A 16,989-nucleotide genomic window follows, 5' to 3' on the forward strand; every position below is an offset into this window, starting at 1 on the left:
CTCCGCCTGATTTCGGGTTTATTTCAGTTGAACATTGGCCGCGCGGTCGAAGGCTGTCTTATAAGTCGCGATGACTTCCTCGAGCCCCAGCTTCTGGGCCGCTTCCACATATTTATCCCATTCGTCCAGGCTTCTCTCCCCGAGAATAAACTTGCTGATCGTTTCGTTCCGATGCTTGTTGATCGCTTCGCCCTTCGTTGAGATCAGTTCCTGCTCCGCCTCGTTGAAGGAAGGCAGCGGGCGCAGGATGTCGTCGTATTTTCTGGCCTCTTCATAAGCCTTCTGCAAATCTTCCGAGGACATGGCCAGATGCGCGTCATAATCTATCCAGGTGTAAGCCCCGTTAGTGGACAGATTCGTACGCTTGCGAAGGTCGGTCAAATCAATAAAGTCCGATTTGATCTTCTTCTTGCCGTTTTCTACCACGAAGGTTTCGCCTTCAATCCCCCAGCTAAGCATATCCCTGCCTTCCTCGGAATAGAACCAGTCGAGATATTTCATGATCTCGGGAATTTTCTTCGAATCCGCGCTTACCGTCATTCCCGCATAGCTCGTATGGGTATAGGCATTCAATGCTTTCCCTCCCGGTCCGGCCGGCGGTGCCATGAACTGCATATTGAACTCCGGATTTTCCTTACGCATCGCAATATTGAAGAAGTCGATCCGGCTGATATAGTCAATCGTAACGAACGACTGGCTCGTCGAAACCATATCCTGCCACTGCTTCGTATCGACCGTCAGCCAGTCCTTCGGCATCAAGCCCTCCTGATAAAACTTGTTTAAATACCCGATCACGTTCTTGTAATTGTCTTCAACGGGCCCGTATTTGACTTCCTTGCTGCTCTGATCCACGTAATAGCCTTCATTCGTGGAAAAAGCGGGGGTCAAATTACGCATGATCTCCAAATTATTTCCCGTACGGAACGTAAAGGGGTAACTGTTCGGATACAGCTCCTTCAATTTCTTCAGCACCTCGTACAGCTCGTCATAGGTCGTAGGAGGCTGCAGATTATGCTGTTTGAAAATATCTTCCCGGTACATCCAGATCATCCGGTTCGTCTCCCCGATTCCTTCGTTAGGGAACACATACAGCTTGCCGTCTGCTGCGAGGGTCGATTTTACGACATCCGGGTATTTTTCCATCCACTTCTGGAAATTCGGCATTTGATCGACATAATCGAGAATATTGGCCAGAGCCCCCTGCTGCCCGTATTTATTGGCCTGATTGAGCGAAAGCATGAAGGTGATATCCGGCATATTGCCGGAAGCGACATTCAGGTTGATCGTATCCTCCAGCTTGCCTGACGGAATCTGCATATTTAAGGTAACGCCGGTCTTCTCCTTGAGAATTTTCCAGACCAGCGCATCCTTGTCGTAAGGCCAGTTAGGATGGGACTCGGTCAGCATCGTGAAGGTCTGTTCCGTCTTGGCAGGGGCCTCACTTGCATTCGGCCCGCTTCCTCCCTCGGTTCCGCCGGGAGCCGGACTTTCGCCCCCGCTCTTTCCCCCGCCGCATGCCGCCAGCATGGATAGCGCCAGAACCGATGTCATGGCAATCGATATGCTTTTTTTCTTCATAGAAACAACCTCTCCCTTTTTATATTTTGCAAGCGTTCATTCCGTCCCAAATGAGTGTCTCCTAGCTGTAAAATCCGGTCTGTCCTCCTTCTATCGGACAAGCCTTCGGAATGGCAGCCATTGTTGCCGATTTTCGCCTTCTTCCTTATCCTTTAACGGCTCCAATCATAACCCCCTTGACGAAGTACTTCTGCAGCAGCGGATAGAGCAGCAGAATAGGAAGCGTCGAAACCATGATGGTTGCGAATTTCAAGGATTCCTCAACGACCATATTGTCTCCCCCTATGCTCGTCACATCGCCGGAATTCATCTGGCCGGCCAACACTATGTTGCGCAGCACCACCTGGAGAGGAAAGAGCTCCGGGTCGCGCAGATACAGCAGCGGAAGCATAAAGTTATTCCATAATCCAACGGCATAGAACAGACCGATCGTTGCAAAAACTGCCTTCGACAGAGGGACCACGATCCGGGTAAATATTCCGAAATCGTTAAGCCCGTCAATCTTGCCCGACTCCTCCAGCTCTACCGGGATGCCAACGAAGAAGGTTCGCATAATCAGAAGATTCCAGGTACTGACCGCTCCCGGAAGCACCATCGCCCATACCGTATCCATAATTCCCATAGACTTGACTACCAGGAAGGTCGGAATCATCCCGCCGCTGAAGAACATCGTGAACACGATCAGCAGTGTAAAGCCTTTGTGAAACGGCATGTCTTTCTTGGCGAGCGCATAGGCCCCCAAGGAAGTGACAATCAGGGAAACAGCCGTACCAAGGCTGGTATAAATCAAGGTATTCAGATAGGACTTGAGAATTCGAGGATCGTTAAGCACAATTTGATACATGTCGAAATTCAAGCCTTTGGGATACCAGCTGACCTCCCCCTTCATGACATGAATATTTGAACTGAGCGATACGGCAATCATGTGCACGAACGGGTACAGCGTAACAAGAACTATCCCGCATAGAATAATGGCGTTGACGATAGAGAACAGCGACAATTTGCGTTTCATAGCGGCCCCCCTACCACAGACTCGTTTCGCCGAGCTTCCGGCTTAGATAATTGGTGGAATAAATGAAGATCAGACTGACCACTCCGGTAAACAAGTCAATAGCCGCCGCATAGCTGAAGTTCCCCTGCATCAATCCGGTGCGGTAAACATAAGTGCTTAATATATCCGCGGTCTCATAGGTGGCCGGGTTGTACAGCAGGAACACTTTCTCGAAGCCGATTTCGAGCACTTTGCCGACGTTGAGAATAAACAAGATGACGATAGCCGGCGCGATGCCCGGCAGCGTGACGTTCCACAGCTTCTTCCAGCGGGAAGCCCCATCGATTTCCGCCGCCTCATACAGCATCGGGTCAATCGATGTTAGCGCTGCCAAATAAATGATCGTTTCCCAGCCGATATGCTGCCAAATTTCCGAAGCGACATAGATCGACCGGAACAGCTTGGGCTCAACCATGAAATTGATCGCTTCGAAACCTAAGGATTCGATCAGCTTGTTGACCATTCCTCCCGATGGCGACAGAAACATGATAACCATGCTGGCGACCACGACATTGGATATGAAGTGGGGAAGATAGCTGACCGTTTGAACGAAGCGCTTGAACACCATATTTTTCACTTCATTCAATAATAATGCAAGAATAATGGGAGCGGGAAATCCAAACAACAGCTTGTAGAAGCCGAGCAAAAAAGTGTTGCGCAGCAGAATCGGAAAGTCGGGATTTTGGAAAAACATCACGTAGTACTTCAGTCCGACCCAGTCGCTGTCCCAGATCCCTTTATAAAGATTGTAATTTTTGAATGAAATGACGATCCCGAACATCGGTAAGTACTTGAACAATACGTAATAAAGCAAGCAAGGAACGAACATGAGGATCAAATATCTTCCTTTGATCCATTTGCGCATCCATCGTGAATATCGGGGAGGCCTGGCGGTCGTCGGGCTTCTCTGGCGAATCCCCGCCTGCTCCGTTGCTTCTGTCCATTCCACTGGGGTCATCTTCCTCTACTCCTTGTTCGTGTGATACCGTTATATTACCCGGGAATGCTCCCCATAAGGAATGGCCAATCCTTTAACTTGTCGCCGATTTTAACGGAATCTATAATATTGCTAACTTGTTAAAAGAATGAAGATATCGCGTCATTGGCGACTTTCTTCCCATCTTTTCCTCCTAATGGTATACTTTGATCAAATGAAAACGATAACAACGACGGGATTAAGGAGAGCTTCCGCTCATGCTGAAATCAATTCTACAATTAAAAGCCAAGGGAAATTCTCTATTCTTCAAGCTGTTAACGAGCTTCATGACTATTATTTTGCTGCTCGTTTCCTTTAACATCGTATCTTATCAATTTTTCCTGACCAATATCCAGGAGGAAATTATTAAGAATAACAGCCTGAATATGAGCACAACCGCCGAAAATATGGAGAAGCATATCAAGCTGGTCAAAAATATGGCCTTCGGCCTGTTCTTCAACGACAAGGCCCAGATCCTTAATCATTCGGCCGACAAAATCAATTACGATATCGTATATCAAGTCCGCAAGGATCTTCAGCATTCTTTGAATACGTCTAATCTTTATTTGACCAATATTATTTATTACTTCGTCAATACCGGATTGATTATCGAAAAAGACGGTACGACAACGGAAGATAAAATGTTTACCAAGTTCTATGTCAGCGATCAATATACGGTCGATTTCTGGCAGCGGGAGGTGGAGAACCCGGTCAGCTTCAAAATGTACCCGGCCGCCCCATTCGTCGAGTACAATCTGGAATCCAGGGTGGCCAAAGGGCGTCTGCTTCCTCTGCTGATCAAAAACTTGTACAACACCAACTTCGTCATCATCGCTCTCCTGGAAGCCGACAAGCTGTATGAATCCTTTCACCAGGCGGGGGAGGATGAGCGCTTCTATATGCTGGATGATAGCGGACAAACCTTGTACAGCAATACAGACGAGCCCTTTGACATTGGCCAAAGACAGCCGCCTTCCGTCAGCCAAACCTATTTCAAGGAAGGCCCCTACTATTACTTCTACCAGCGGGGGGCCGAATCCGGGTACGGATATTGGTCGGTCATTCCTTATGAGAAGATTTCCTCCCAGATTGTCCGGTTGAATGTCATTCTCATTGCGCTGCTGGCCTTGGCGTTGATCATCGGCATCTCGGCGTCGATCTTCTTCACCCGAAAAATCAATCATCCGCTGACCCGGATTATCCGTTCCATGGAACAGCTGCAATTTCCTGCAGCCCACCGCAGCCAAATCCGGGAATACGACTGGATCAGCGACAAGCTTAGCGATCTGATGGAGAAGAATAAGACGATTAACGCCGATCTGTCGAATAAGAATTCGCTGCTGACCTATTACGCCTATATCGATAAATTAAAGAGCATAGAAACCCGGGTGAAAGACATCAAGCTGCCGCTGGACAAAAACCAGCCCTTCCGGCTTGTCCTGTTTCAACTGAGCTTCCGGGAACGGTTTACCCAGGACCTGGATTTCGAGCAGAATCGAGCGGCTTATTTCATACGGGAATTTATCCAATCGGAGTTCAGCAAGGTTTACAAGGAGCCGTTAACCTTTCAATTGGAGAAGGACCGGATATTGTCGCTGCTTTTTCTGGAGGAAGAGAATGAAACGGGATGGGAGGAGTCACTTCGCAGCCTGAAGCAGGTGTTCGATCTGGACCTCCAGTACTGCACCGTCACTATAGCCTTCAGTGAGCCTTATCGGGATTCCTCCGACTTCACTTCCGCTTACGAAGATTTGCTTGGAATGGTTGCACAGCGGAAATTGGGAGAGGAGACGCAAATCATAGGCTGTCAGGACACCCATCCGGCGACATATCGGCTTAATGCAGTGGAGGAACAGGAATTTACGAGCAATCTGCTGACGGGCAACGAAGCCGCCCTCGGCCCTATCCTTCGCCGGATGCTGGCCGTCATGGCCAGGAAAGAGGCCACCCTTGAGCAGTTTCGCGATTTCTCCAGCGAAATGATTAACCGGGTGCTCCATGTACTGCGCTCGAACCATATCGAGGCCGCCGATCGGATGGAGTCGGTTTACTTGGCAAGCCGTTTGAAGCAGTGCCTCACCTTGGAGCAATTCGAGCAGTTGTTCGACGATCTTCTGCCCGAGGCCGCCAGTTATATCAAGAGGAAAAGAATGGAGAACGATCCGATTACCGGATTTGTTACCGAATATGTAGAGAAGCATTACCGGGAAGACATTTCATTGGATTTGCTGGCCGACAAGCTGAACATTACCGGCGCTTATTTGTCCACCTATTTTAAAGAAAAGCGGGGAATCAATTTTAGCGACTATGTCAATACCTTCCGGATGAACAAGGCGAAGGAGCTGCTGCGGGAGACGGATCTGAAGATCCAGGACATCGCTGTCCAGGTCGGCTACCCTAATGTCAATTCCTTTATCCGCATGTTCAAGAAGGCGACGGGACTCCCTCCGGGAGAATTCCGCAAGGAGGCCGGGAGACTCTGACGGTCCGCGGCCCAGGGTGACGAGTCAGGACGTTGCAACCATAAAGAACATAAAGAAGGAAGCCCGTTCCTCCTGACAGGGCTTCCGTTCGCTCTTTCCTATAATCCATCGGTTATCGGCCGCGTTTATTCCTCCAGAGAGGGGCTGTCGCAGCCATCAACAGAAAGCCTCCTGCCAAGCCTCCCAGGTGGGCGGACAGATTGATCTGAGGCATGATCAGCGAGAAGACCACACCGATGGCCAGCATCGTATAGACCGTCTGCTGCGACTGGCGGTCCAGCATATATTTGTGATACAGGCTCAAGTAGAGATAAGCTCCGAATATGCCGTAGATGGCTCCCGAGGCCCCGGCGGATACGGAATAGCTGCTGGCCATCCACTGGCTGACCAGATTGCCGGCAACGCCGCTCAACAAGTAGAAAATCGCATACTTGAAAGACCCGAGCATCCTCTCGAGAGGAGGAGCAAACACATACAGAAAGAAGCTGTTCATAATCAGATGCATCCCCCCGATATGAACAAAAACCGAAGTAATGTATCTCCATAACTCGGGATTCCAAAACGGTGTATGGTACATGGCGCCGAACCGGATCAAGGTTTCGGAATTCGTGGAGGAACCGTACAGCTCCATCAGTCCGAAGACAACCAGATTAATCACTATCCATATGGAGGTGACCGGATACCAGCGAATGTACTGCTTCAAGCTCTCTCTTCTCAAAAAGATCATGCGGCCTCTTCCCCTTTCGTCATTACCAATATAATCAACTTCAGCCTCCGAAACAAGCCGAAGGATCAATAAAATGGATAAGGGAATAGAAGCGCCGTCGAAGCGGCCCATCCAATTGCCTGTCCGGCTCCATGCCTCGGGTTGATTAGCCGATTACGTTTAAATATCGAAGCTGAACGGCCAGCTTTTCCTCTCCGTTTTGACCGCTAATGAGGCCTCCGCAAGCCGTTCGGAGGAATAGAGAAATTCTCCGTAAGACCATAAGCCCGTCAATATCGTTCCATCCGGGAAAGTCTTCGTCCCCCTTCCATGCTCCATATGATCATGCCAGCTTCCCTCATAGACGGTGCCGTCATGCCATTGATAAACCCCTTCTCCGTTAAACATTCCTTCTTCCCATTGCCCGGTATAAACATCTCCGTTCGCGTACCGTTTCGTTCCCCGACCATGCTCCAGGTCGTCTTTCCATTCTCCTTCATAGACGGTGCCGTCATGCCAGGTGTATTTGCCGGCCCCATGCTTCCTTCCGGCTTTCCACTGGCCTTCATATTTATCTCCATCGTTTCCGGAGACCTCCGCGTAGTTTTCCAAATGGATAAACGCCCGGTTCCACTCCCCGACCACCGGCTTGCCGTCGATGTCGGCCAGGGAAGCTTCTTTCTCTGTGGTTGGGAATAAAAGCCCCGAATCGAAATCCAACCCATTCTGCCGGACATTTCCGGAAATCAGGTACGGGAGGGGCTCGAAGGAGGAATCATTGTATTCTTTGTAGAAACGGCAGGCCAACGAATGAGCGCGTCCTATCCAATCCAGAACTTCCTCTGTCGTTAATGACACGTTATCTTCGGATGTCGCTTGATGAATTAACCGGCAGAAATCCGCCTCCTGTGTATTGATCGCCCGGCGGGAAATTAACCTGTCGATCTGCTCATGAATGGAAGCGCCAATGACCAGATTTTCAAACCGGCAGATATGATTCAGAACAATCTCGATAAATGGCTCTAATTGGATGACCGCTAATTTAGGATAATCGCAGACATACGCCTCCGCCCGGTTTCCCAGCCGGCATAATTCAGGATAAGAAGACTTAAGGAATGAAAAATTGGGACCGTTCACAACATTCCGCCACCTTTCTATTTGTATACAAAAAATTCGACCTATAAGACTTAATGCCGCTACTATATAAGCCTGTGAGAGCCAACTAGATATCAGATAGGACGGAACAGCTCAACCTCGGATCATTTACCAAAATTATACATTACCATTTAAGAATGTCCAATATAATATAGGTTCTTCAATTTTTGAAACCTTTTGAACGGAAAATCGTCTATTGTATAGGTATTGAATCACATTAATTCTCCTATTTATTTTCCAGTAGAACAAAGAAAGCCTGTAGAAAAGGGGAACACATTAATGGTTAGAGCCGTTGCCTTCGCACTGATGATCTTTCTATTGCTGACTGGCTGCTCGCAGCACAAAACGCCGGACCTATCGGATAATACCCGCTCCCGGATAGCATTGAAACAGGAATTGGCGAATACTATTGGAAATCCGGACCGAACGCCTGACGAAAGCGGCTGGAACGATCTGCTGCTCAGCGATGGAAATACATTATCCGATAGGACAGAATATGCGGCTCCGACCGGAGAATGGTTCGAGAGCAGCGTCCGGGACCCGCTGCTGTTCTCCTATCCCGGGGGGATTCGTCAACCGGGAGAGAAGATTTCCGTCGTCTTCGGTGAAAATCCGGCCAATCGCACTATCCGTATTCAATTGACCGGGCGCGATGAATTGCTGCAAAATACCGGGATGATCTCGGAAACGCTGGAACGGCTTTCGGGTACGACCTTCCCGGCGGCACAATTCGATTTCCAATTGCCGTACGAAGAAGGGGCTCTCTATTTGTTGAGTATTGAAATACTAGGAGAGCAGGAAGAGATCGAGGATACTTTTCTCTCCCTTATGTATGTCCCGAAGCGGGAAGTCAATGCCAAGCTTCTGTTGGCAGACGCCAATGACGCCCATTCTGCCGGGCGAGTGTTGAAGCTATACAATGCCGGACCTTCCATCTTATATCTGGGTGAAGATTATCATATAGAGAAGAACATCGGCGGAACCTGGACGGAGCACCCTATAGATAAGGAGTTTCCAGCCGTTGGAATCAGTCTCAACCCCGGTCAAACCTATGAAAGAACCATCCGTATAAATGGATTGGACCCGGGACGCTACAGAGTGGTTAAAGCCTTCTCAACGATGGGCTATTCCGCAGAGCATACGCTGGCCGTCGAATTCGAAGTGAAGGAACCCGCGCCTTCTTCTCAGCCATAGGCTCCTGCTCTAGCTTCAGCACGAAAATCCGAAACATGTGGCTGGTTCTGTTACCATATGTTTAACAACAAAACGCCCTTACGCTCGCGTTCGAGTATAAGGGCGGTGCTTCCGCAGGATGGTTTATTCAATTCTTACCTATGACTTCTTGGACTTGCTGCGAAGGTTGCCGAGAATAAGCCCGGCAAGCATGCCGGCCGGAACGCTGTAGATCAAGCCGGTTCCGACATGGCTGGTGAACACGCCGATCACGATTCCCGCCAGGACGCCAATCCCGATGCCTGAAGCCAAATAAATATTCTTAACCCGTGTTACCGGATCGTACGGATCTGTAGGATCAGTCTGGTTACTCATCTCTTTTCCCCCACTTCCTCATCGGTGTTCTTACATTATAGCCGATATTGGGACAAGAATCATTCCCTCTCCGGACCACAATCGGCAAACCGGCTACAAGCCGTGTATCGGCTTCTTCGATAGACTTGGTATTCTAGATTTCCTCTAACATATCTCAACGACCGGTTTTTTTCAAGAAAAAAACACTTGCATCAGGCAAAATGAACCTTGCCCTGCAAGTGTTTGATAGATTTATAGCTCCCTATTCAGGGCTGTGCGATCCGGCTGGCCGTGGGCATTTGTTTGTAGAAATAACCGTCGACCCATCCTTCCTTGCCGTTGAACAGCAGCCTCTCCTCCTCCAGTTCTTCGATGACGCTGATCCGCCCTGCCAAATAGTCTGAAATCCTGGCGACTGCCGTATCCAGTCCGGCAAGGAGCATACCGTAACGGCCGTCTATCACTTCCCAGCCGAAGGCTTTATAGGCTGCGAACCATCTGTCCCTATGGAAGCTTCTTAAGGTATGAATCCGATTCGTCAGCTCCGGCAGCTGAACCGCCGCTATCTCTTGCAGCGCAGCCTTATCCCCGTTTCGATAGGCGTTCGTGATTCTCAGCCCCATCTCCGCTTTAAGCGACAGAACCAGGCACAACCGGTGCAGAAGCTCGAACACGAAGCCGAATTCTCCGTTGGACGATGCGTACTGCTTCATCCTTATGCTCCACTCACGGTAATGCTCCTCTACTGCATGTCCTTCGATGTTGCGATCGAACAATCCCATCAGGACATTCTGCCAAAGCATGTATCGGGACGGATTGTACGTTTCCAGATTGTTCTCCGAAATCCCCGGTACTTCATCCACATATCTGATGTCCATGAACGATTTCATCTCCGCCCCTGTGCAGAAACGGAACCGGCGGGCGAGCTTATTCTCGTCCAAGCGGCGGGCATAGGCATGCTCGGCGAACAGCTGCAGACCCAATAATGCGGAATAAATATCGCATTCCGTACCATCGTCTCCCCAGAGGGTGGCGATGACTTCACGGACCCCTTCCTCCTTGCAGGCATTAAGGGCTGCATTCGTGGCGACGAAGGTCGCTCCGTAATTAAGAACGAATCCTTTCCAATTCCAGATTCCGCCGGCGAATACCGGCATCGACCCGAGCCGCTTGTGCCGGCGTATCCAATCGACATAAAATTCCTCGTTATAGTGATAGTAATCCCAATATACTTGCTGCACTCCTTGGGGCATGGCCTGCACGACCTTGTCGGGGATGACGCAGTTCGTATCGTAGTAGTCTCCCGTTCGGGACCCTGCGCGAAAATACATATCGCTCCACATCATCGGTTTGAGACCGTATTTTTCCGTGATCTTCAGAACACGTGCCAGATGCTCATTCATGATGTCGAATTTCGACCGGTATCCGTTACGAAGCAAATATTCACCTTGTCCAAGCTTCCAGGCTTCGTCCATCCCTATATGAATCCGCTTGGTTCGTACCGGCTTCATGGCGGATACAATCATTTGCTCAATAAACTCATAGGTGCGCTCCTGCCCGACCAGCATCGTCTCTTCATCGTCGCGGATATCGGCGAAGCAGTCCCATTTAAGCACATCCTTCAAATGGCTTAGCGTCTGAATACAGGGAATCATTTCGATGCCAAACAGCGCCGCATAGTCATCCAGTTCCTTCAGCTCCTGCTGTGAGTATCTCCCCCGCATATAGCCGAAATAAGGCTGTTGTTCCACGTCATAGCTGTCCTCGGCATACAGCATGAACATATCCAGTCCCATAATCGCCATTAGCCGGATCAGCCGCTTGACAGTAGGCAGGTTAAGAACAGCATTTCCTTGCGATACGTCAAACATAGGCCCTATCGTGTCAAATTGCGGTTCCTCCGCAAGAGCAAAGGGCTTTCCTTCACGAAGCGATTCGACAAGCAGCCCCAGTGCGCGGTAAAAATGAATGGGACGCGAATAGCGAAGAACAGCGCGTTCCCCGTCCATCGATACTTCAAGCCGGGGCTCCGCCCTTCTCTCCACCGACACCGGTATACCGTCCGGGCTTCTCTCGAAATGCAAATCAGCGCTCAAGGCGGCCAAGCCTTCCTCCAGGCCAGCCAAGTCTCCGACAAAGTTCAGCTTCATCTTATTCATCCCCCTATTACAAGATAATTTCTCCAATGCTTCTCCTGCCCGGGTATGTTCGTTATATTTTCCGCCGGAAGAGACTTATTGAAAACCTGAAGCTTGTATGATTAAATTAGGTATCAAAAGACGGGCATTTCGCCCCTGTTCGCCGGCTTCGGAAATCCACTACCCGGGGGAGGCTCTACATTGGCTACCTATCTGGACTATTTAATCAGTCCTAAGCCGATTCGCATCGTTGATCTTAAGCTGGAACGCTCCAAGCTGCGAATCCAAAATCTTACCGTGCTTCAATACGGGCATCTGCCGGGCAGAACGCTGAAGCACAGGGAGGCCCCTTGCGGCCATTGGGCCTTCACCTATATTGTGAAAGGCAAGGGCAGCTTTCGGGTGCACGGGGAGGCTGAGCAGCGGATAGATGCCGGCTGCCTGTTCTGGGAATGGCCCGGGGCGGAGTTTACCTTCGGCCCGGACGGCAAGGACGGCTGGGACGAGTACTACATCACTTTCGAAGGGGGCAGAATCCGGGAATGGCTGGACGCCCAAATAATCGTTCCCGGCATGGTAATGCGTGTAGGCTCCGACCGAAGCTTTATCCGTAAAATCGAAACGATCGGCGATCTCGTTGACAGCGGAATTCCGGACAACGCGGATCGCGCGGCCCTCATGCTGGAATCGCTCATCTACGAATTCTCCGTCACGGATGCCAACCGCAGGTCTGCCCACTTCTCCGGCAAACAGCCCGAATTTATTATTCAAGTTCTGGAGGATATCGCCGGCAGCCTGTACGAGCCATGGGACGAACGACAGCTTTGGGTAAGAAATCATATCTCCCGCTCCACCCTGCGCCGACTCGTCCTCCAGAATACCGGCTACCCGCTGAATGAATACGTCAACCGGCTTAAAATATCCGAAGCCAGAAAGCTTCTGCGCCTGACCGGGCTGCAAATTAAAGAAATATCACAGATGCTCGGTTACCCCGACCCCGCCTACTTCTCCCGCCTGTTCAAAAAATATACCGGGGTCTCCGCTATGACCTACCGAAGCAAAATGAAACAGGGATGAACCGCAGGGCGGTGAATAATCCTCATTATATCCTGCGGGCTCGTCTCCATAAATGTTCTATGTATTCATGATCTTGGATTATATAGTCAAACCTTTACCCGGGCAGGTAAATCCCAGATTTCTTGCCGATCAGGGCAGATATAAGCATCTGCCCCGCACCCGTGTTTACAAGTTATATGTCAAAAAAAAACTTCCGTCCGCTAAAGACAGAAGGTCTGATCCATTGTATTTGCTAAGCTCTCTCCAGACGAAAAGCTGCAGCGGGAAATCCGTTTTTATTCTGCATCCACTTCCGCATAGACTATATGACCTTCGGCCAGTCTCCCCCCGAACGGCTGAAGCACCTCATCGGCCAATCGAAGCAGCGGCTTTCTGTCGTTCCTTGCATAGAATTCTTCCAAGGAATCCGTTAACGCTTGGCTGAATGCGGCGTCATACTGTTTAAGCATCCGAAGGGCCCATTTTCCTTCTCCAAGCCACCGGCCATTTGCCCTCAGAACAAACTCAACCAGTTTGGCCGCAAGCTCCTGAACGATAAACAGGCTCTCTTCCCGGTCGGACGATCCTGATAAATCCGAGATATCCTCACTAATCCTGTATCTGGCCATATCCAGCTCCTCATCCGCCCAGGGGAAAGGTCCCGATGCCAGATCACTCCTGGCCTCCTCCCGGATCCCTTCCGCCGTTCCGTCATCTTTAAGCACGATCCCTTCCGCGCACATCCTCTGCAAGGAGGGCAGAGCCGCTTCAATACCCGCCATGAACAGCTTCCGATAAGAGGAATGGTCCATGACGAAGGCTTCAATCGTCCAGCCGAATTCATTATAAGTTCGTCTGTATGGTCTTGGTTCAGTATGTTCGAAAATAACCAAATCCAGATCCGAATACTCCGTATCTTTCCCCTCAGACGCGCTGCCGGCCAGAATCGCAACCCGACAGGAAGGATAGCACTTCCCTATAAACAGACGTGCCGCATGTTCTGCTGTCCGCATTAACCGAATCGCCCCTTCACAGTGTCTATCCTCCAATATATGATGGCTCATTCGAAAATAACCTGATTTTGCCGGTCCCTGGACACCGAACGAATGTCAAAAAAACAATTTCGGAGGAAGACAGCTGTATTTGGCACTATACCCAAGATAAACGGCTATCGCCGTCCTTCGGACAGGTGCGTTTAGCGATGAAATATAAGAGCAGGCAAAAGGTGAAAACTTATGCTTATATTTATCAAAAATGTGCTCCTGCACAATCTTCCTTAACCCGTGATGTTCACCCAAGCGAAGAGGATGCAAAATCATAGTATAATTTAGGCTTAACTGAGAGGAGGAATTTCAATGAGCGCAGTTGGCGGTTTCGGCAGAGGGTTTTTCACTTCTACCGGTACAATTCTGGTGCTGTTCATCCTTCTGGTCATCGTTTCTCGTGCTTTTTGGTGCTAATGAGCGAATGGTAAAAGGACAGCGGCCTGCCAAATGCAGGCCGTTGTCCATATTTACTGCCGAATCCACGCTTAACCGCGGCTTGCCGTTTATCCGAACCGCATACGGATAGTGACACCGTGCCCCGGCTTGCTCTCCGCTTCGATCGTGCCCCCGTGCTCATGAACGAGATGTTTGGCAATAGCGAGACCCAACCCGGTTCCGCTGCCTGCCCCTTCTGTATTGGTCCCCCGATAATATCTTTCGAACAGGTTAAGGAGCCCCTCTTCGTCCAAACCTTCCCCATTGTCTCGAACCGTTAACATAAATCCATTCTTAGCGCCGGCATCCAGCGAGACCTCTATTTCGGTTCCCGCCGGATTATGAATGAGGGCATTAGCCAGCAGATTGTCTAGAATGCGCCGGAACCAATGGACGTCCACACTGTAATAGATCGGCTTCCCGGCACCGCGAAAATAAATGTTCGCTTGCATAAAGCCCGGATCGTTATGGAAGGAAGCCACCGTTCCGCGGATGAATTCGTTCATCTCGGTCCGTTCCATCTTTAAGGGCATCGCTCCGTTCTTAAGCCGGTAAGTCATACTTAAGTCCGCAATCAGTCCATCCATATAGTCTGCTTTATCTTTGATCACGCCGGCAAATTCGCGAACTTCAGCGACAGACCAGTCGTACTGGTCGGACTCCAGCATATGGGCATAGCCTTTAATCGAAGAGAGCGGGGTTTTCAAATCATGGGATACCCCGGCAATCCATTCCTCCCGCGACTTCTCCAGCTTGGTGCGGATTTCGTCATTTCGTTTCAAGGTTTCGGTCAAACCGGCCAGCACCTGCAGCACATCAGTGTATAATCTGTACCGCCGTTTAAGCTTTCCTGACGGCTTTCGGCTTCTGGGAAGCCCCTTCCGGTCTTGCGGCTCCTCATAGGCACCTTTGCCCAACCGCTGCAGCCAGCGGATCATATGCAGAATAGGGGTTCCGAACCGATGGCCGTACCAGATGGACAGAACTCCAAACAGCAAGAGAACGACGATGAGAAGCACAATGAAGCCGGCAAGCAGCAGCTGCCCTTCCGATCCGAACAGAAACGGCGGGCGGGCTGTCCCCTCTTCCGCAAAGACCGGCAATCCGACAAGCCAGGTCAGGCCGGTCCTTTCCTCATGTTTCGTCCACAATTGGTACGAATCCGACAAAGTGCTGAACGATCCGAAAATCAGATCTTTAAGCGTATAATGAGTTAAAGCCTCGGAAGGCTTGTATAATGAAGCCAGCTCATCCCCTTGCTCATCAAGCACTTGAACCCAGCCCTGCTTAGCTTTCAGCTTCTGCTCCAGATCATCGGGAATCAGGATCTTCCCGTCGGATAATACTGCTTGTTCCGACAGGCTTTGGACAAGCTGTCCGCCTTCCGGCTTCACCCCGTAGAGTAAAGTGTAGGTTGTCCCCCCTTTGACCTGTATCCAGATGTAGAGACTGTAAGGAAATGGCTTCTTTCCCCTCCAATAATCGACCAATTCACCCGGATTATACCGGTCCGGAACATCGCCGGGGGTGAAATATGAAGTAATGACCCCGCCCTCCTCATCCAACGTCTGAAGCCAGCCTCCGCTTTGCTTGACTTCGTCAAGCAGCTTCTCATCAAATTGAATATTTCCGTCCTTCCATTCCATAGACTCCACCAATTTGGGGAGACCGGCTTTGGCAAACTCCCTTCTCATCTCCATCTCTGTCATCTGATCGGCAAGATAATAGATCATCGCGACCATTAAACCGATCAGCACCGCCCCGACAAAAACAAGCTGAAATATAAATTGCAGAATCAGCCGTTTCCTAACGTCCATCGGAAATCTCCCGGTTTACGAGCTTGTATCCGAGCCCTCTAACCGTCAGCAAATATTCCGGCGCACCGGGGTTCTTCTCTATCCTCTCACGGATCCGGTGGATGTGAACCATAACGGTGTTGTCGTCGCTCATGCTGCTGTCCCCCCATACCCGCTCATACAGCTCACTTTTGCTGAAGACTCTATTCGGATTCCGGCAAAGAAAAACAAGGAGCTGGAAAACCTGAGCCGGACAGCTTACCGGACGGCCCTCCACTATAAGCTCCCCTGCCCTTACATCCACTTCGAACCGGCCGAACCGATAGCGTTCCTCCATATCTATTGCAGAAGGGGTTATGTTCAAATACCGCCTGAGCTGAGCCTTCACCCGGGCTATTACTTCTAGAGGATTGAACGGTTTGGTCATATAATCATCCCCGCCTACGGCAAATCCGGTCAGCTTGTCGAAATCGGTCGTCCGGGCCGTCAGAAACAGCACCGGGGCGTCCGTCGTCTGGCGCAAAAACGGAAATACCTCAAAGCCGCTGCGTCCGGGCAGCATCACGTCCAAAATAATGAAGTCGTAGCGTGTTCTTTGGCACAGTTCAACGGCTTCTTCCCCGCTCCCCGCCGTATCTACCTTCACGAATCCTTCTTTCGCCAAAACGGTTTTCAGCATTTTCAAGATGGACGGTTCATCATCAACTATAAGAAGTTTGGCATCTTTCATCTCATGCATCCGGCAGCATCTCCCGCAACGATTTCTTATCTCCATCATACCATGTGCATATTTCTCCAGGTATACCTGAACCTTAACAGATCCTTAACGGGTTAAGCCCCCTCACCGCCCTGGGAAAATGCAATCATTCCTTCTGTTATTCAAGATTTTTGGAAAAAAGGCCGTTGCAAAGTATGAGCACCCATATTCCATAGAGATAGGAAATCCAGCCTGTTTAACGGTAAGTACGCTTTATTCCTGATGCCTCTTCCTTATGTTCTTTCTGGAAAAATTAAGCTTGCGTTAAGCTTCCGTTGCCGGCAA

At 50.1% G+C, this 16,989-nt stretch carries 14 protein-coding genes; 4 read left to right on the forward strand and 10 right to left on the reverse strand.

Annotation, left to right across the window (positions count from 1 at the left end; genetic code table 11):
- Positions 1-18: 18 nt before the first annotated feature.
- From ACTHRH_RS03330 to ACTHRH_RS03340, 3 genes are all read right to left on the reverse strand, one after another.
- Entirely contained in the window at positions 19-1,578 is a 1,560-nt protein-coding gene (locus ACTHRH_RS03330) for an extracellular solute-binding protein (protein ID WP_144941018.1), read from the reverse strand.
- Between the two features lie 145 nt (positions 1,579-1,723).
- Positions 1,724-2,590, reverse strand: a complete 867-nt coding sequence (locus ACTHRH_RS03335) for a carbohydrate ABC transporter permease (RefSeq protein ID WP_144941021.1) — start codon at positions 2,588-2,590, stop codon at positions 1,724-1,726.
- 10 nt (positions 2,591-2,600) lie between these two features.
- Complete coding sequence (locus ACTHRH_RS03340; protein ID WP_260982218.1) at positions 2,601-3,494, reverse strand: ABC transporter permease; 894 nt, start codon at positions 3,492-3,494, stop codon at positions 2,601-2,603.
- Positions 3,495-3,823: 329 nt separating this feature from the next.
- Here ACTHRH_RS03340 and ACTHRH_RS03345 point away from each other — a divergent pair, with 329 nt between their 5' ends.
- Positions 3,824-6,088 (forward strand): helix-turn-helix domain-containing protein, encoded by a 2,265-nt coding sequence (locus ACTHRH_RS03345; RefSeq protein WP_440414090.1) that lies wholly within the window; start codon positions 3,824-3,826, stop codon positions 6,086-6,088.
- A 112-nt stretch (positions 6,089-6,200) separates the two neighbouring features.
- Here the strand turns inward: ACTHRH_RS03345 and ACTHRH_RS03350 are convergent, their stop codons facing one another.
- Positions 6,201-6,815 carry a rhomboid family intramembrane serine protease gene (locus tag ACTHRH_RS03350; protein ID WP_144941028.1) on the reverse strand — a complete coding sequence of 205 codons (615 nt, stop codon included), beginning with the start codon at positions 6,813-6,815 and terminating at the stop codon, positions 6,201-6,203.
- Between the two features lie 159 nt (positions 6,816-6,974).
- Complete coding sequence (locus ACTHRH_RS03355; protein WP_440414092.1) at positions 6,975-7,931, reverse strand: hypothetical protein; 957 nt, start codon at positions 7,929-7,931, stop codon at positions 6,975-6,977.
- Positions 7,932-8,228: 297 nt separating this feature from the next.
- On the opposite strand from ACTHRH_RS03355, the gene ACTHRH_RS03360 reads away from it, so the two are divergent.
- Complete coding sequence (locus tag ACTHRH_RS03360; RefSeq protein WP_440414094.1) at positions 8,229-9,143, forward strand: immunoglobulin-like domain-containing protein; 915 nt, start codon at positions 8,229-8,231, stop codon at positions 9,141-9,143.
- 138 nt (positions 9,144-9,281) lie between these two features.
- On the opposite strand, the gene ACTHRH_RS03365 is transcribed toward ACTHRH_RS03360, so the two are convergent.
- Both ACTHRH_RS03365 and ACTHRH_RS03370 read right to left on the reverse strand, forming a co-directional pair.
- Positions 9,282-9,497 (reverse strand): hypothetical protein, encoded by a 216-nt coding sequence (locus ACTHRH_RS03365; protein ID WP_144941034.1) that lies wholly within the window; start codon positions 9,495-9,497, stop codon positions 9,282-9,284.
- A gap of 245 nt (positions 9,498-9,742) precedes the next feature.
- On the reverse strand, positions 9,743-11,626 hold the full coding sequence (locus tag ACTHRH_RS03370) for a beta-N-acetylhexosaminidase (RefSeq protein ID WP_440414096.1): 1,884 nt from the start codon (positions 11,624-11,626) through the stop codon (positions 9,743-9,745).
- A gap of 189 nt (positions 11,627-11,815) precedes the next feature.
- On the opposite strand from ACTHRH_RS03370, the gene ACTHRH_RS03375 reads away from it, so the two are divergent.
- Positions 11,816-12,691 (forward strand): AraC family transcriptional regulator, encoded by an 876-nt coding sequence (locus ACTHRH_RS03375; protein WP_440414098.1) that lies wholly within the window; start codon positions 11,816-11,818, stop codon positions 12,689-12,691.
- Positions 12,692-12,966: 275 nt separating this feature from the next.
- Here ACTHRH_RS03375 and ACTHRH_RS03380 read toward each other — a convergent pair whose 3' ends face one another.
- Positions 12,967-13,683 (reverse strand): nucleotidyltransferase domain-containing protein, encoded by a 717-nt coding sequence (locus ACTHRH_RS03380; protein ID WP_440414100.1) that lies wholly within the window; start codon positions 13,681-13,683, stop codon positions 12,967-12,969.
- A gap of 342 nt (positions 13,684-14,025) precedes the next feature.
- On the opposite strand from ACTHRH_RS03380, the gene ACTHRH_RS03385 reads away from it, so the two are divergent.
- Positions 14,026-14,130 (forward strand): sporulation protein YjcZ, encoded by a 105-nt coding sequence (locus tag ACTHRH_RS03385; RefSeq protein ID WP_222126749.1) that lies wholly within the window; start codon positions 14,026-14,028, stop codon positions 14,128-14,130.
- Positions 14,131-14,219: 89 nt separating this feature from the next.
- Here ACTHRH_RS03385 and ACTHRH_RS03390 read toward each other — a convergent pair whose 3' ends face one another.
- The gene (locus ACTHRH_RS03390) at positions 14,220-15,968 is read right to left on the reverse strand and encodes a sensor histidine kinase (protein ID WP_440414102.1); all 1,749 of its coding nucleotides are present in this window, start codon (positions 15,966-15,968) and stop codon (positions 14,220-14,222) included.
- Positions 15,958-16,677 carry a response regulator transcription factor gene (locus tag ACTHRH_RS03395; RefSeq protein ID WP_440414208.1) on the reverse strand — a complete coding sequence of 240 codons (720 nt, stop codon included), beginning with the start codon at positions 16,675-16,677 and terminating at the stop codon, positions 15,958-15,960. The genes ACTHRH_RS03390 and ACTHRH_RS03395 overlap by 11 nt, the downstream gene beginning before the upstream one ends.
- Positions 16,678-16,989: the final 312 nt, after the last annotated feature.

The organism is Paenibacillus sp. SAFN-117 (genome assembly GCF_051966115.1).
Taxonomy (GTDB): domain Bacteria; phylum Bacillota; class Bacilli; order Paenibacillales; family NBRC-103111; genus Paenibacillus_L; species Paenibacillus_L residui.

What these genes read in the sequence shown, in the direction of transcription:
- ACTHRH_RS03330 (WP_144941018.1), bottom strand. Translation starts at nt 1,578, where the DNA reads ATGAAGAAAAAAAGCATATCGATTGCCATGACATCGGTTCTGGCGCTA.
- ACTHRH_RS03335 (WP_144941021.1), bottom strand. Translation starts at nt 2,590, where the DNA reads ATGAAACGCAAATTGTCGCTGTTCTCTATCGTCAACGCCATTATTCTA.
- ACTHRH_RS03340 (WP_260982218.1), bottom strand. Translation starts at nt 3,494, where the DNA reads ATGCGCAAATGGATCAAAGGAAGATATTTGATCCTCATGTTCGTTCCT.
- ACTHRH_RS03345 (WP_440414090.1), top strand. Translation starts at nt 3,824, where the DNA reads ATGCTGAAATCAATTCTACAATTAAAAGCCAAGGGAAATTCTCTATTC.
- ACTHRH_RS03350 (WP_144941028.1), bottom strand. Translation starts at nt 6,815, where the DNA reads ATGATCTTTTTGAGAAGAGAGAGCTTGAAGCAGTACATTCGCTGGTAT.
- ACTHRH_RS03360 (WP_440414094.1), top strand. Translation starts at nt 8,229, where the DNA reads ATGGTTAGAGCCGTTGCCTTCGCACTGATGATCTTTCTATTGCTGACT.
- ACTHRH_RS03365 (WP_144941034.1), bottom strand. Translation starts at nt 9,497, where the DNA reads ATGAGTAACCAGACTGATCCTACAGATCCGTACGATCCGGTAACACGG.
- ACTHRH_RS03370 (WP_440414096.1), bottom strand. Translation starts at nt 11,626, where the DNA reads ATGAAGCTGAACTTTGTCGGAGACTTGGCTGGCCTGGAGGAAGGCTTG.
- ACTHRH_RS03380 (WP_440414100.1), bottom strand. Translation starts at nt 13,683, where the DNA reads ATGCGGACAGCAGAACATGCGGCACGTCTGTTTATAGGGAAGTGCTAT.
- ACTHRH_RS03385 (WP_222126749.1), top strand. Translation starts at nt 14,026, where the DNA reads ATGAGCGCAGTTGGCGGTTTCGGCAGAGGGTTTTTCACTTCTACCGGT.
- ACTHRH_RS03390 (WP_440414102.1), bottom strand. Translation starts at nt 15,968, where the DNA reads ATGGACGTTAGGAAACGGCTGATTCTGCAATTTATATTTCAGCTTGTT.
- ACTHRH_RS03395 (WP_440414208.1), bottom strand. Translation starts at nt 16,677, where the DNA reads ATGAAAGATGCCAAACTTCTTATAGTTGATGATGAACCGTCCATCTTG.